Source organism: Streptomyces sp. NBC_01267, from assembly GCF_036241575.1.
Taxonomy (GTDB): domain Bacteria; phylum Actinomycetota; class Actinomycetes; order Streptomycetales; family Streptomycetaceae; genus Streptomyces.
Genome location: NZ_CP108455.1, coordinates 7,496,703 through 7,510,983, shown reverse-complemented (window position 1 = coordinate 7,510,983; position 14,281 = coordinate 7,496,703). Strand labels below are relative to the sequence as shown.

Genomic DNA, 14,281 nt, shown 5'->3' with positions numbered 1-14,281 from the left:
ATGACGTGGCGCATCGAGGTCGACCGGCATGTGTGCATCGGCTCGGGGATCTGCGCGGGCACCGCTCCCGGGCTGTTCCGGCTGGAGGGCGAGCGCTCCCAGGCGCTCCGGGAGGAGATCTCTCCGCAGGAGGTCGCCCTGGACGCGGCGGATTCCTGTCCGGCGCTGGCCATCACCGTCACCGAGGGTTCGGAGGTGGTCGGCCCCCGTCCGTAGACCGGGCCGGCCGGGCCTGCAACCCTCACGCAACGTCCCGGGGCGTTGGCTGGGACATGCCGTGACGGCGGTCCGGTGGGACCGGGGGCTTCCTGGTCGGCCGCTCGCCGGAGTGGCCCGGCTTCTTCCAGGAGCTGGCCGAGCGACGACGGGGAGAGCGCGATGTCCGACACTCCGCGCGTGGAACTGACTCCCGCGGCAGCCGATCTGGTGCGGCAGCTGCGGGAGACCCATGGCCCGCTGATGTTCCACCAGTCGGGAGGCTGCTGCGACGGCAGTGCGCCGATGTGTTTTCCGGCGGGTGAATTCCGTACCGGCGACTCCGACGTACTGCTGGAGTCACTTCTCGTCGACGGGGTGGCCGAACCCGTCCCGTTCTGGATCTCGGCGAGTCAGCAGCAGGTGTGGGCGCACACCCGGCTGATCGTCGATGTGGTGGCGGGACGGGGCAGCGGATTCTCCCTGGAGGCCCCGGAAGGCGTGCGCTTCCTGATCCGGTCGCGGCTGCTCCGACCGGGCGGCTCGGGCCTGTCAGGGATGGATGCGGGCGACCATGTCAGCGGTTCCGGTGACCCCTTGCTGGATGGTCGGCGCGATGCTGGTACTCGCCAGGCTGAAGCCGAGCAGGGCGCAGACGATCGCGTGTGAGAGTTTGAGCCCGCCGCCGCGCAGGAAGATCCCTGCGAGGACCACGAGAAACAGCACGAGCGAGATCGAGATGGCCATGGTCGTCCTCCTCCGCCGCACCGGATATGCGGCATTCGGCCGCCAGTGTGGCGGAGGAGGCACCCCTCAATGGCGCAAGAGCTGTACGCCGTACGGGTGTTGACTGACGGTGATGGTCACCCTGTGGCTACCAGGGGCCCGGCAGATCCACCAGTTCCGCCAGCGCCGCGCGGTGTGTGCCCGCCGACCCGAGGGCCACGGAGTCGGACTTGGCGCGCTTGAGGTAGAGGTGCGCGGGGTGCTCCCACGTCATGCCGATCCCGCCGTGCAGTTGGACGCACTCCTCGGCTGCGTGCACCGCGACACGTCCGCAGTACGCCTGGGCCACCGACACCGCGAGCGCGGCTTCGGGGCTGCCGGTCGCGAGCGCGTCGGCCGCGTTGCGGGCAGCGGCCCGTGCCGACACGACCTCCAGCCAGAGCTGGGCCATCCGGTGCTTGAGCGCCTGGAATCCGCCGACAGGACGGTTGAACTGGTGGCGCTCCTTCGTGTACCGGACCGTCTCCTCCAGGCACCATTCGGCGATTCCCAGCTGCTCCGAGGCGAGCAGCCCGGCGCCGGCGAGCAGGCCCCGGTCCACCGCCGCGCGCGAAGTCGGCGCGTCCGCGAGGAGCTTGCCCTGCGCCCCTTCGAAGGTGACGGCGGCGAGCGGGCGGGTGAGGTCGAGCGGGACCTGTGGCTCGACAATCACCCCGGGCGCCTCCGTCTCCACCGCGTACAGCCCTTCACCGGTGGGCACCAGCAGTACCTGAGCCGCGACGGCGTCCGCGACCCCGGTGACCGTGCCGGTCGGCCCGGGGCGCTCGTGCGACACGCCGGGGGCGGTGGGGAGCGGCACGGCGAGCACCGCGACACTCCGGCCGGAGGCGAGCGCGGTGAGCAGATCGGCGACCGGGCCACTCCGTGTGTCGAGCCCGAGGAGCACCTCGGTCGCCACCACCGAACTGGTCAGGTACGGCGCGGGTGTGACGCTGCGCCCCAGTTCCTCCAACACGACGGCAGCCTCGCGGTGCGAGGCGCCCTGGCCGCCGAGTTGCTCGGGGACGAGCAGCCCGGCCGTGCCCATCTCCGCGGCGAGTGCGGCCCACAGCTGCGGGTCGTACGGCGTGCCGGACTCCGCTCCGGCCAGCAGGGCCGGCGTGTCGCGGCGGCCGGCGAGCAGGGACCGGACGGCGGAGCGCAGGTCGTCCTCGGTCTGCGAGTAGAGCAGATCGGTCATCGGGCCAGGTCCTTCCAGGCGGCGTCCTTGTCGGTACGTGGCTCGGAAGGCAGTCCGAGCACCCGCTCGGCGACGATGTTCAGCAGCACTTCGCTGGTACCGCCCTCGATGGAATTGCCCTTGGAGCGCAGGTAGCGGTATCCGGCGTCGCGGCCGGTGAAGTCGACGAGTTCGGGACGGCGCATGGTCCAGTCGCCGTACAACAGCCCTTCCTCTCCCAGGAGTTCGACTTCGAGACCGCTGATCTCCTGGTTGAGCCGGGCGAAGGTGAGCTTCATGCCGGAGCCCTCGGGACCCGGCTGGCCGGCGACGAGTTGCTGGCGCAGCCGCTCACCGGTGAGCCGGGCGACCTCGGCCTCCACCCAGAGCGTCAGGAGCCGCTGGTGGAGGTCGTGGGTACGCAGTCCGGGCCGCTCGCGCCAGGTCCTGGCGACGGGCCCGATCATGCCGCCCTCGCGCGGGATGCGGGAGCCGCCGATCGAGACCCGCTCGTTCATGAGCGTGGTCCGGGCGACGTTCCAGCCGTCGCCGACCGGTCCGAGCCGGTGGGCGTCGGGGATCCGTACGTCCGTCAGGAAGACCTCGTTGAACTCGGCCTCGCCGGTGATCTGGCGCAGTGGCCGCACCTCGACGCCGGGGTCGGTCATGTCGCAGATGAAGTAGGTGATCCCGAGGTGCTTGGGGACGTCCGGGTCGGTGCGGGCGATGAGGATCGCCCAGCGGGCGAGATGCGCGCTGGACGTCCAGACCTTCTGCCCGTTGACGATCCAGTCTCCCCCGTCGTCGCGCACGGCCCGGGTGGCGAGCGCCGCGAGGTCGGAGCCCGCTCCGGGTTCGCTGAAGAGCTGGCACCACACCTCGTCGCCGACCCAGAGCGGGCGCAGGAAGCGCCGCTTCTGTTCGTCGGTGCCGTAGCGAAGGACGGTCGGGGCGGCCATGCCGAGTCCGATGCCGATGCGCCGCGGGTCGTTGTCGGGTGCGCCGGCCGCTTCGAGTGCGGAGTCCACGACGGGCTGGAGCGAGCGCGGCGCGTCGAGGCCGCCGAGTCCGGCCGGGTAGTGCACCCAGGCGAGTCCTGCGTCGAACCGGGCCCTGAGGAAGTCGGTGCGACCGGTGGTCTCCGGCGGGTGCGCCGCCAGCAGCTCGCGGGTGCGAAGCCGGAGCGAGGCGGCGTCCACCGTCGGGCTGTCGTCCGTCATCGCGCGGCTCCTTCCGGGACGATCACGACCCGGCCGGTGGTGACGCCGTCGGCGACCCGCTGGACGGCGGCGGCTGCGTCCTTCAGCGCGACCCGCTCCGAGACCAGCGGTCTGACGGTGCCTTCGGCTGCCAGCGCGGTCAGTTCGGTGTGGCAGCGGCCGATCGAGGCCGGGTCCTTCTGGGCGTAGAGGCCCCAGTGCAGTCCCATGATCGTGTAGTTCTTGACGAGGGCGTGGTTGAGCGCCGGGTTCGGGATGACGCCGCTGGCGAAGCCCACCACCACGATCCGTCCCTCGAAGGCGACGCACTTCACCGACTTGGCGTACGCGTCACCGCCGACCGGGTCGTAGACGACGTCCGCGCCCTTGCCGCCGGTGAACCGCTTGACCTCGGCGACGAGGTCGTCCGAGCGCCGGTCGATGACCAGGTCACAGCCCAGCCCGGCCGCGGTACGGGCCTTGTCGGGACCGCCCACCACACCGATGACGGTGGCTCCCGCCGCCTTGCCCAACTGGACGGCCGCGCTGCCGACACCGCCCGCCGCGGCGTGCACCAGCAGCGTTTCACCGGCCCGCAGGTGCGCGCGGCGGTGCAGGCCGAACCAGCCCGTCTGGTAACCGATGTGCAGGGCTGCCGCTTCGGCGTCGTCCAGCGCGGGAGGCGCGGGCAGAACCGTCGCCTCGTCGACGACGACGTACTCGGCGAAACCGCCGTGCGGCAGGGCCGGATTGGCGATCACCCGGCGGCCGTCGGCCGTCTCACCGCAGATCTCCACGCCCGGCGTGAAGGGCAGCGGCGGGCGCACCTGGTACTGGCCCCGGCAGAGCAGCGCGTCGGGGAAGTTGATGTTCGCGGCCAGGACTCTCAGCTTGAGCTGCCCCGGTCCGGCCTGGGGCTCCGCCACCTCGTCGAGGCGCATCACCTCACCGGGCTCGCCGTTCTCGTGTACCTGCCATGCCTGCATCAGGGGCCTCCACACACCGTAGGCTGTACCGCGCTCAGCGCATACTAAGCGGTCGCTTGCCCCACTGTGAACCGTCTCCGCCCCTCGGTTGCCGCCCGCCCCTCCGGCACGGGCCTGGAGGTTTGCGGGCGTACGCGGTATCGATGCCCCATGACGGACGACGCGTACCCGGGACTGCCCGCCCCTCCCCCGCCAGGTGCCTGCGCACTCCCGCCGGGAACCTACGAGGGCCGCGTGGTGCTGGTCACCGGCGGTGGATCGGGGCTCGGCAGGGCGATCGCCGGCGAGTTCGCCCGGCTCGGTGCCACCCTGGTGATCGCCGGGAGGAACGCGGACCGGCTGAGCGGGGCGCGCGAGGAACTGGCCGCGCTGGGCGGGCAGGTGGTGACCGCCGTCTGCGACATCCGTGAGCCGGAGCGGATCTCCGAGGTGTTCGACGCCGCCGAGGCGGCAGCCGGGCTGCCCGACGTGCTGGTCAACAACGCGGCGGCCAACTTCCCCGTCCCCGCCGAGGACATGTCGCCGAACGCCTGGCGGGCGGTGGTGGACATCACGCTCACCGGCACCTGGTTCATGACGCGCGAGTTCGGCCGCAGACATCTGGCGGCACGCACCGCCGGATCGGTCATCAACGTCGGCGCGTCCTACGCCTGGACCGGCGGCCCCGGCTTCGCGCACTCGGCCGCCGCCAAGGCCGGGGTGAAGAATCTGGTCGAGACACTGGCCGTCGAGTGGGGTCCGTACGGCATCCAGGTCAACGGGCTGGTACCCGGCCTCTTCCCGCACGAGGAGATGACCGGGCCGATCCGCGGCGCCCTGGACCCGGCCGCCGACAAGGCCGTACGCCAGCCCGCGCTGCGCGTGGGACAACCACGCGAACTGGGCTGGGCCGCGACCTTCCTGGCGTCGCCCTACGCACGGTTCGTCTCGGGCCACACGCTGGTCGTGGACGGTGCGAACTGGCAGCGTCGCGGGCTCGTCAACCCGCCGGTGGTGACCGTGCGCGAACAGCTGGGGCGCGAGCCGTTCACGGCATGACCCCTACCGCCCCTCGAACCCGGGGCGGCGACGTGCGGCTCCCGCCGCGTACCCTTCGCGCGCGTCCTCGGAGGTGAGGGTGAGTGCCGCCGCCATGGCCGTACGGTCGAGGGCCGCGGCGAGTCCGGCGTCCGCGAAGGCGTCGATGTTGCGCTTGACCGAGCGGACGGCGAGCGGGGCGTTGGCCGCGATCTCCACCGCTACGGCGCTCGCCTCGCCGGCCAGCTCGGCGGGGGTCGTCACCTGCTGGACCAGCCCCAGCCGCTCGGCGGTGCGCGCGTCGATACGGCGCCCGGTGAGCGAGAGGAGTTTCGCCCAGCCCGCCCCCGCCTCCCGGGCGATCCGCAGGTCACCGCCCGCGTCGACGGCGACCCCGAGCTGCGCCTCGGGCAGGGCGAACACCGCGTCGTCGGCCGCGATCCGGATGTCCGCCATCAGCGCGAGCTCGAAGCCGAAGCCCAGGCAGTAGCCCTGCACAGCGGCGACCACCGGCTGCGGAAGCCGGGCGAAGACCGCGAAGCGTTCGTGCACCCAGCGGATGCCCTCGTAGTAGCGGTGGGTCCGCTCCGCCGGGGAGCGGCCGGTGATCGCGCCACCGGGGGCCTTGACATCGATCCCGGCACAGAAGGCGCGGCCCTCGGCGCGCAGCAGCACGGCCCTGATCGAGTCGTCGAACCGGATCCGGTCGGCCAGCAGGCCCAGCTGCCTGCTGGACTCCCAGCTCCAGCCGTTCAGTTGTTCCGGGCGGCAGAGGGTGAGGGTCCCGATGCCGTGCTCGACGTGGAGCGTGATGCGTTCCTCGCCGTCCGGGATGTCCGTGCTCAGTGTGTCGATCATCCGCCGCACCACCTATTCTGACGGCCCATCAGAATAGGTGGTGCGGTTCAGCGGGGGAAGAGCTCGAAGGTGACCGCGGGCCTGCCGCCGAACCGCTCGGCCGCCGACCTGGCATTCCCGGTGAGGAAGTCACGGCAGTACGTCTCGGGATCCTCGTCCGTCAACACGTCGATGTAACTGCGGTGTTCGAGCAGCGACCGGACCGAGCGCTCCAGCCCCTCGGTCGCGTCGACCGCGTGGGTGGGCGAGGAGGAGCCCGCGACGGCGACCCAGCGCACCCCGTTCCACGGCTGGAGACCCTGCTCGGCCAGTTCAGGGAAGATCCACCGGTTCCCGGCGTCCCCGGCGGCGTCGAGGACGGCCCGGCCGACCGCCACATGGTCGGGGGTGTTCCAGGCGACACCGCCCCAGGTGTCACGGTGGTTGAGCGTGACGACCAGCTCGGGACGGTGCTTGCGGATGGCCGCCGCGATGTCTCTGCGCAGCCCGGTGCCGTACTCGATCACACCGTCCCGGTGGTCGAGGAACTCGACCGTGCTCACGCCGACGACCGCCGCGCTCGCCCGCTGTTCCTTCTCACGCAGCGGCCCGCAGCGGGCGGGCTCGATCGTGTCGATGCCCGCCTCGCCCCGGGTGGCAAGAACATAGCCGACCTCGCGTCCCGCGTCGGTCCAGGCCGCCACGGCGGCGGCGCAGCCGTATTCGAGATCGTCCGGATGGGCGACGACGGCGAGCGCGCGCTGCCAGTCCGTCGGCATGGGGTCCAGTTGGTCCGTCATGGCCGCAGGATAGGGCTCCGTGGCTCAGATTTCGCCCCGGACGAGTGCGAGCAGCCGGTCGAGGACGCGCGGTCCGCCCGCCCTGAGCCCGTCGTGCTCGAACTCGTCGGTCACCCAGGTGCGCAGCCCCCGAATGGCACGGGCGGTGCACAGGGCCTGCTCCGTGTCGACGTACATGTCGTCGTGGTAGACGGCCGCCGCAACCGGTACCTCGTTCGCCGCGAGCCGGTCCGTGTCGTACAGCCGGGGCCAGTCCGTACGGGCGGCCAGCAGGTCGGCGGCCTCGCGCAGCGGACGCAGCGCCGGGTCCACCTCGAAGTGCCAGGGATGCACCGACTCCCCGGTGAACGGCAGCGGCGCCTCGCCCGCGAGGGCGCGGTCCGCGTCGAAGGCGGGGAATTCGGCCCGCACCCGTTCGGCCGACCAGGCGGTGGGACGGCTGCCCTGGCCGTAGATCGACTCGTGGACGAGTGCGTACAGCGGGTGCGCCGCGAAGGAGAGTGCGCTGTGCACCTGTTCCTGGAAGGCGTCGGAGAGCTGCGGCCCCTGCGGGGTGTCGACGAAGGCGTCCTCCAGGAGGTAGTGCAGCGTGTGGCTGCCGTCTCCGCCTCCGAGCGCGATGCCCAGCGACTGGAACGCCTCGACGGTGAGGGTGTAGCCGCTGTTCAGGACCGGCCGGTTGGCGTGCAGGTAGGCGGCGATCCGGCGGGCGTTGCCGACGTCCTGCGGATAGCGCGCGTAGTGCGCGGCCGTCTTGCGGGCGATTCGGGGATACGCGGCCCGGTACACGTCGTCGGCGTGCCCGTCGAGCGTCGGCAGCCCTCCGGTGATCAGCGCGGCGGCAAGGCCTTCGGGCGCCGCGGAGAGGTACCGGACGGCGCAGAAGCCGCCGAAGCTCTGGCCCAGCACGGTCCACGGCGCTCCGCCGGTGAGCTGCGGCCGGAGGAGTTCGCAGTCCCGGACGATGGAGTCGGCCCGGAAGTGCGCCAGGTAGTCGGCCTGCTCGGCGGGGCCGCCGCGCTGCGGCAGGGTCTGGCGGTTGACGGGGCTGGACGCGCCGGTGCCCCGCTGGTCGAGCAGCAGCACCCGGAACTCCTGCACGGCGCGGCCCAGCCAGGCCTGCTTGCCGTGGAACCGGTTGGCACCGAAGCCGGGACCGCCCTGGAGGTAGAGCAGCCAGGGCAGCTCGGCGTCCGCCTTGTCGGAGGCGACGACTTCACGGGCGTACAGCTCGATCTGCTCCCCGCCCGGTTCCGCGTGGTCCAGGGGTACCTGGAAGCGGTGGTCGGTGAGGACAAGGCCGGGCTGGTGGTAACGGGTCATCGGTACTCCTGATCGAACGTTCGGCACGGGTAATGATCCACCATGCCCACCGGCCCGGCTCAGGCGGTGACCCCCTCCGGGAACCGGGCGCACCGGAACCGGTCAGAAGTTGAACTGGCCGATGTCCTTCGCGTCGAAGACGGTGAGCGGGGTGCGGCACCCGCGGTTAGCGTGGATCCGTGATCGAGTTCGAGCAGGTGGGCAAGGTCTATCCGGACGGCACATCTGCCGTCGACGATCTGTCGTTCGAGGTAGCCGAAGGAGAACTCGTCACGCTCGTCGGCCCGTCGGGCTGCGGCAAGACAACGACCATGATGATGGTCAACCGGCTGATCGAGCCGACCTCGGGCCGGATCCGGGTGGCCGGAAAGGACATCGCCGGGATCGACCCGGTCCAGCTGCGCCGCGGCATCGGCTATGTCATCCAGCAGGTCGGTCTCTTCCCGCACCGTACGGTCCTCGACAACACCGCGACCGTCCCCGCGCTGGTCGGCTGGAAGAAGGCGAGGGCCAGGGAACGCGCCGCGGAACTGCTCGACCTGGTCGGGCTCGATCCCGGTACGTACGGCTCCCGATACCCGGCGCAGCTCTCCGGCGGCCAACGCCAGCGGGTCGGGGTGGCCAGGGCACTGGCGGCCGATCCCCCCGTGCTTTTGATGGACGAACCGTTCGGTGCGGTCGACCCGGTGGTACGCGAGCGGTTGCAGAACGAGTTCCTGAAGCTCCAGGCGACGGTGCGCAAGACCGTGCTGCTGGTCACGCACGACATCGAGGAAGCCGTGCGGATGGGCGACAGGATCGCGGTGTACGGGCAGGGGCGCATCGAGCAGTTCGACACCCCCGGGGCCGTACTCGGCACTCCCGCCACGCCCTACGTCGCCGAGTTCGTCGGAGCGGACCGCGGGCTGAAGCGGCTGTCGGTCACCCGGATCGAGTCGGACGACCTGGAACAGCCGCCGGTCGCGGGGCTCGACGAACCGGCCAAGGCCGTGGCCGCCCGCCTGCGCGCCGAGGGCGCGCGCTGGGCGGTGGTCCTGCGCGCCGACGGCGCCCTGCACGGCTGGGTGGCTGCCGACGCCCTGACGGGCGCGAGCACCCCGGTGGGCGCGCTGGCCCGCAGGATGGAGGCCTGGGTGCCGGTCGGGGCGCCGCTGAAGCAGGCGTTCAGCGAAATGCTGCAGCACGACGCGGGCTGGGTGGCGGTGCTCGACGGTGACCACTTCCTCGGGGTGCTGACCCCGGCGAAACTGCACGAGGCGCTGCGCCGCTCCGTGGACGCGGACGCACACGGCGTCGCACGGGACGCGGTGGACTTCACATCGATCGCCGACGCCTGAACTCGACGATCCCGGGGGACGACCGGTCAGAGCAGGTCCTTCGACTTCAGGTAGTTCCTGGCGACGTCCTCGGGCAGCCGCCGCCAGCTGTCCACCTGTGCGTCGAGCGAGGCCAGGTCCTCGGTGGTGAGTACCGTGTTGAGCTGGCCGAGTGCCTCGGTGACGCCCCGGCTGCCCGCCCTCGACCGGTTGACGACGGGCACGAGGTAGTCGGCATGCTGCACATGCTTGTCGTCGCGGAGGATGACGAGCCCGAAGGCGCCGAGGGTGGCGTCGGTGGTCGTGGTCAGCACCATCTGGTCCTGCCCGTTCTGTACCGCCTGCTTGGCGGGGGTGGTTCCGACGCCCTTGGGATCGATGCCGGTGATGTCGATGCCGTACGTCTTCCTCAACCCGGGAGCGCAGTACGGGCGCCGGACGCATTCGTCACCGGCGGCCAGCCGCACCGGAAGCCGGGATGCTCCCAGATCGCTCAGGGTCCGCAGGCGGTGCTCGGCCGCGTAGGCCGTGGTGACCGCGTAGGCGTTCTGGTCGAGCGCCCTGCCGGGGTCCAGCACGGTGAGACCACGCGGGGTCGCCAGCGAACGCAGTGCCGTCATGGTGGCCTTCCGGTCGGGTGACCCGGCCGGCCGCGCGCCGGAACCGTTGACCTTGGTGTTCAGCCAGTCGGCGAACGTGGCCGCGTACTCCGGTACGACATCGATCTGGCCGTTCTCCAGCGCGGGTTCGTAGAGCTCCCGGTTGGTGACGGACAGGATGTGGGTGCGGTATCCGGACCGGCGGAGCAGAAGCGCGTACATCTGGGCGAGCAGATCGCTCTCGGTGAAGCCCGCCGAGCCGATGGTCAGCTGTTTGCTGTCCCCCGGCGGCGCGGTGACCGCGCCGCGGTTCTCCAGTGCGGGCCCGGTGGTGCACGCGGTCGCCACGACCAGCAGCGCGGGAAGGCAGTGAAGAAGGCGGGGTCTCACCGATCTCCGTCTCACCGGGGTCCGCCCCTGCTCCACCGGGGCGCCAGGCGTCCGCCGATCTCGAACAGCACCTCCACCAGCAGGGCGAAGACAGCGACGAGCAGGGCTCCCGCGACGACCTGCGGGGTGGAGGCGAGGTTGAAGCCCGCAGTGATGATGCGCCCGAGACCGCCGCCGCCGGCGAGTGCGGCGAGTGTGGCGGTGGCGACGAGCTGTACGGCCGCGATCCGCACCCCGGTGAGGATCAAAGGCATCGCAAGGGGCAGTTCCACGTGAAACATCAGTTGTCGTCCCGTCATGCCCATTCCACGGGCCGCGCCGACCACGTCCCGGTCGACCTCACGCATCCCCACATAGGCGTTGGTGAGCAGCGGCGGCACGGCGAAGAGCACCAGCGCGATGACGGTCGGCCACTGTCCGTGCCTGCCGAGCGGGGTGAGCAGCAGCAGGACCAGTACGGCGAAGGTGGGCACGGCACGGCCGACGTTGGAGATGTTGACCGCGAGCGCTCCTCCCTTGCCGATGTGGCCGAGGACCAGGGCGACCGGGAGCGCGAGCAGACAGCTCAGGGCCAGACAGACCACCGTGAGGAAGAGATGCTGGACGAGCCGGTGCGTAATGCCGTTGTCACCGGACCAGTTGGCCGGGCTGGTGAGCCAGGACCAGGCGGAGGCGAGTGTGTTCACCGGCGCGTCCACGGGGTGAGCAGCCGCTGCACACCGAGGAGTACCAGGTCGGCGGCGACCGCGATGGCCACGCAGAGCACCGATGCGGTCAGCACCTGGGCCTTGAAGTAGGTGTTCATCCCGCTGTAGATGAGATTGCCGAGGCCGCCGTATCCCACGATGGCCCCTACCGTGACGAGAGAGACGGCGGAGACGGTCGCGATCCGCAGGCCGGCCATCGCGGCAGGGAGCGAGAGTGGGAGTTCGACGGCGAGCAGCAGCCGGATCGGCCCGTATCCCATGCCCCGTGCCGCCTGCCGGGTCTCCTCAGGCACGGACCGCAGTCCGGCGAGGATGTTCCGCACGAGCAGCGTGAGCGAGTACAGAACGAGACCCGCGACGACGAGGGAGGCGGAGAGCCCGTAGACCGGGAGCAGCAGCGAGAACATCGCGAGTGAGGGGATCGTGTACAGCACGGTGGTGATGCCGAGCACCGGCCCGGCGGCCCACCTCCAGCGTCGGGCCGCGACCGCGAGCGGAACCGCGAGCAGCAGTCCGGTGAACACGGACACCACGGTCAGTTCCAGATGCTGGACGGCCGCCTCCCAGAGAATGGCCTTACGGGTCGAGAGGTACTCGCCGCAGATCCATTCGTTGCGCGCGAGGCAGTCGTCCGGGGGCGCGGTCATCCGTCCATTCCAGCCCGCTGCCCCAGGCCACGCCCCCGCTGTTGGGCTGTTCGAGTACACGCCCGGCACGTGCCCCGGTCCTCCGTGCTGCGGGGGCGCACCACGGGGGCGCGCCGGTCAGGTGAAGCCTCCCCTGGGTGTCATTGGGTGTGCGGCACCCGGCTGCAGGTCTAGGTTGGGCGCCATGAGCAATCTTGATCGCCAGGCGGCGCTCTCCGTCTGCGGGGGCCGCGGATTCGTCGCGGCGGAGCCGGTACGCGAACTCCTCAGCCCGCGCCGGGTCAAGCTCGGCGAGTCGACCGAGGTACGCAGGCTCCTCCCCAACCTCGGCCGCCGTATGGTCGGCGCCTGGGCTTTCGTCGATCACTACGGGCCCGATGACATCGCCGACGAGCCGGGCATGCAGGTCCCGCCGCACCCGCACATGGGGCTCCAGACGGTGAGCTGGCTGCACGAGGGCGAGGTGCTGCACCGGGACAGCCTCGGAAGTCTCGCCACGGTGCGCCCTCGCGAGCTGGGGCTGATGACCTCGGGCCGGGCGATCAGCCACTCGGAGGAGAGCCCGGCGCCGCACGCCCGCCTGCTGCACGGGGCGCAGCTGTGGGTCGCCCTGCCCGACGCCCACCGCGATGTCGAGCCGCACTTCCAGCACCACGCCAACCTCCCGACCGTCATCGCACCGGGCCTCACGGCGACAGTGATCCTGGGCGAACTCGACGGCGCCGTCTCCCCCGGCACGACGTACAGCCCGCTGGTCGGCGCCGATCTGGCCCTCACCGGTGGCACGGAGACCGCACTTCCGCTCGATCCCGATTTCGAGTACGCGGTACTGGCCATGTCGGGCGAGGCCTCCGTGGACGGCGTACCGGTGGAGCCGGGCTCGATGCTCTACCTCGGCTGCGGCCGAACGGAACTACCACTGCGCGCGGTGTCGGACACGGGCCTGATGCTGCTGGGCGGCGAGCCGTTCGAAGAGGAGATCGTCATGTGGTGGAACTTCGTGGCCAGAACTCAAGACGATATCGCGCAGGCCCGGGAGGACTGGATGCACGGTGATCGGTTCGGCACCGTACGTGGCTATGACGGTGCACCGATCCCTGCCCCCACGTTGCCCCCAGTGCCGTTGAAGCCTCGGGGGCGAGTGCGTTGACCTGCGCATCTACCGGCATTGGGTTGCCCTCATCCGGGACGATTCCGGGGTGGATGACGGCCTCCGCCGAGGTGCGCCAGGAGCGCGACAGGTCCGGGATTCCCAGGACGGCAGTGCGGCAACTTGTGACCTTGTTTGACCAGGTCTGCCAAGACGGATGCTGACCTATTGCTGACTTACCTGATGAGGCATCAGGAAGCTGAAGTCTCCCCGTGCCAGTCACTGCGACAACTGCCCCGGGCCCTGGCTGGAGGCGGGGGCCTCTCCCCAGTCCTTGCGGCAGCGACCGGGGATCCTCCGCAGCTTGCGAAGTAGGGGTGTCGCCGAGGTGCACCCAGAATCTGCCAATAGTTGATCTTGCGGTCCGTGTTGGCGGGGACGTCACCCGTTCAGATCGGTGTTGTTGGTCTGATGTTGGGCTTCGTCGTGGGCCGGGTGGGGATCTTGACGCCGATCGAGCGGACCGCGTACCCGCGGTTCAAGCGGCTGATCACCGCGCATGAGCTGCATCTGTTCTTCTCGCCGACGCGGGAGGAGGCAGCGTGGGCCGCGGAGCGGATGGACGCTGATGGCCATCAGCTCGCGCTGCTGCTGGCGCTGCAGTCGTATCAGCGGATGGGCCGGTTCCCGAAGCCGGACAAGTACCCGGAGATGGTGGTCGACTTCGCCCGCCGTGCAGTGGAGCTGCCGGAGGGCACCACGTTGTTGTGGGCGACGGGCCGGACCGCCGAGCGGCAGCGTACGAAGGTGCGCCGGCGGGTGGGCGCGACGTACGACCAGGCCAGAGCCCGGGAAATCGCCGAGGAGTCGATCCGCAAGGAGGCTGCGGCGAAGAACCGTCCGGCCGACCTGATCAACATCGCGCTGGAGAAGGTGGTGGAGGCCGGGCTGGAGCTGCGGCGTTCTCCACCTTCGACGCGATGGCCTCGAAGATCCGCAGCGAGGTGAACACGTTGATCTGCACGGGCATCCACGACCGGATGAGCGTGGTGGAGCGGACAGAGCTGCTCAGGCTACTGGAGGACCGCGACGGTGACGGAACGACGCTGTTCAACCAGCTGAAGAAGCCCGCGCAGGGCCCGACGTAGTCGCAGTTCAAGAACCTGGCCAGGCGCCTGGAGTGGGTGGACGCCCTCGGCGACACCGGCGCGTGGATGGAGGGGGTGGCCT

Annotated in this window: 16 protein-coding genes and 1 pseudogene; 7 read left to right on the top strand and 10 right to left on the bottom strand. The window is 70.8% G+C overall.

All coding sequences use genetic code 11. The annotated features are described in order from the left end of the window. Positions 1–216, top strand: a complete 216-nt coding sequence (locus OG709_RS33450; protein ID WP_250301615.1) for a ferredoxin — start codon at positions 1–3, stop codon at positions 214–216. A gap of 162 nt (positions 217–378) precedes the next feature. Then, positions 379–726, top strand: a pseudogene (locus OG709_RS33445) (DUF779 domain-containing protein); the annotation flags it as partial. A gap of 21 nt (positions 727–747) precedes the next feature. Here OG709_RS33445 and OG709_RS33440 read toward each other — a convergent pair. The 4 genes from OG709_RS33440 to OG709_RS33425 all read right to left on the bottom strand — a co-directional run bounded on the left by OG709_RS33440 (position 748) and on the right by OG709_RS33425 (position 4,325). Beyond that, the gene (locus OG709_RS33440; RefSeq protein ID WP_250301616.1) at positions 748–942 is read right to left on the bottom strand and encodes a hypothetical protein; all 195 of its coding nucleotides are present in this window, start codon (positions 940–942) and stop codon (positions 748–750) included. A 127-nt stretch (positions 943–1,069) separates the two neighbouring features. After that, on the bottom strand, positions 1,070–2,161 hold the full coding sequence (locus tag OG709_RS33435; protein ID WP_329168829.1) for an acyl-CoA dehydrogenase family protein: 1,092 nt from the start codon (positions 2,159–2,161) through the stop codon (positions 1,070–1,072). Then, the gene (locus OG709_RS33430) at positions 2,158–3,360 is read right to left on the bottom strand and encodes an acyl-CoA dehydrogenase family protein (RefSeq protein WP_250301618.1); all 1,203 of its coding nucleotides are present in this window, start codon (positions 3,358–3,360) and stop codon (positions 2,158–2,160) included. The genes OG709_RS33435 and OG709_RS33430 overlap by 4 nt, the downstream gene beginning before the upstream one ends. Continuing rightward, positions 3,357–4,325 carry an NADPH:quinone oxidoreductase family protein gene (locus OG709_RS33425; protein WP_250301619.1) on the bottom strand — a complete coding sequence of 323 codons (969 nt, stop codon included), beginning with the start codon at positions 4,323–4,325 and terminating at the stop codon, positions 3,357–3,359. The genes OG709_RS33430 and OG709_RS33425 overlap by 4 nt, the downstream gene beginning before the upstream one ends. Positions 4,326–4,475: 150 nt before the next feature. On the opposite strand from OG709_RS33425, the gene OG709_RS33420 reads away from it, so the two are divergent. After that, positions 4,476–5,363, top strand: coding sequence for an SDR family oxidoreductase (locus OG709_RS33420; protein WP_326693523.1), 888 nt, complete (start codon positions 4,476–4,478; stop codon positions 5,361–5,363). A gap of 3 nt (positions 5,364–5,366) precedes the next feature. On the opposite strand, the gene OG709_RS33415 is transcribed toward OG709_RS33420, so the two are convergent. From OG709_RS33415 to OG709_RS33405, 3 genes are read right to left on the bottom strand one after another with little or no spacing between them, the layout of a single operon-like run. After that, complete coding sequence (locus OG709_RS33415; protein ID WP_266645499.1) at positions 5,367–6,200, bottom strand: enoyl-CoA hydratase/isomerase family protein; 834 nt, start codon at positions 6,198–6,200, stop codon at positions 5,367–5,369. Between the two features lie 47 nt (positions 6,201–6,247). Next, complete coding sequence (locus tag OG709_RS33410; protein ID WP_329168827.1) at positions 6,248–6,979, bottom strand: PIG-L deacetylase family protein; 732 nt, start codon at positions 6,977–6,979, stop codon at positions 6,248–6,250. A gap of 24 nt (positions 6,980–7,003) precedes the next feature. Beyond that, a complete protein-coding gene (locus OG709_RS33405) occupies positions 7,004–8,302 on the bottom strand; it encodes an alpha/beta fold hydrolase (protein ID WP_329168825.1) in 1,299 nt (432 codons plus the stop codon). 179 nt (positions 8,303–8,481) lie between these two features. Between OG709_RS33405 and OG709_RS33400 the strand changes: the two genes are divergently transcribed. Then, positions 8,482–9,639, top strand: a complete 1,158-nt coding sequence (locus OG709_RS33400) for a betaine/proline/choline family ABC transporter ATP-binding protein (RefSeq protein WP_250301624.1) — start codon at positions 8,482–8,484, stop codon at positions 9,637–9,639. 26 nt (positions 9,640–9,665) lie between these two features. Here OG709_RS33400 and OG709_RS33395 read toward each other — a convergent pair whose 3' ends face one another. From OG709_RS33395 to OG709_RS33385, 3 genes are read right to left on the bottom strand one after another with little or no spacing between them, the layout of a single operon-like run. Beyond that, complete coding sequence (locus OG709_RS33395) at positions 9,666–10,607, bottom strand: ABC transporter substrate-binding protein (protein ID WP_250301625.1); 942 nt, start codon at positions 10,605–10,607, stop codon at positions 9,666–9,668. A gap of 11 nt (positions 10,608–10,618) precedes the next feature. Beyond that, on the bottom strand, positions 10,619–11,293 hold the full coding sequence (locus OG709_RS33390; protein WP_250301626.1) for an ABC transporter permease: 675 nt from the start codon (positions 11,291–11,293) through the stop codon (positions 10,619–10,621). Then, positions 11,290–11,961 (bottom strand): ABC transporter permease, encoded by a 672-nt coding sequence (locus OG709_RS33385; protein ID WP_250301627.1) that lies wholly within the window; start codon positions 11,959–11,961, stop codon positions 11,290–11,292. The genes OG709_RS33390 and OG709_RS33385 overlap by 4 nt, the downstream gene beginning before the upstream one ends. A 184-nt stretch (positions 11,962–12,145) precedes the next feature. Here OG709_RS33385 and OG709_RS33380 point away from each other — a divergent pair, with 184 nt between their 5' ends. The 3 genes from OG709_RS33380 (at position 12,146) to OG709_RS33370 (ending at position 14,199) form a co-directional block, all read left to right on the top strand. Next, positions 12,146–13,111 carry a pirin family protein gene (locus OG709_RS33380; RefSeq protein WP_329168822.1) on the top strand — a complete coding sequence of 322 codons (966 nt, stop codon included), beginning with the start codon at positions 12,146–12,148 and terminating at the stop codon, positions 13,109–13,111. A 411-nt stretch (positions 13,112–13,522) separates the two neighbouring features. Then, positions 13,523–14,059 (top strand): DUF4158 domain-containing protein, encoded by a 537-nt coding sequence (locus tag OG709_RS33375; RefSeq protein ID WP_329168821.1) that lies wholly within the window; start codon positions 13,523–13,525, stop codon positions 14,057–14,059. Then, on the top strand, positions 14,032–14,199 hold the full coding sequence (locus OG709_RS33370; protein ID WP_326693529.1) for a hypothetical protein: 168 nt from the start codon (positions 14,032–14,034) through the stop codon (positions 14,197–14,199). Before OG709_RS33375 ends, OG709_RS33370 begins: the two co-directional genes overlap by 28 nt. Positions 14,200–14,281: the final 82 nt, after the last annotated feature.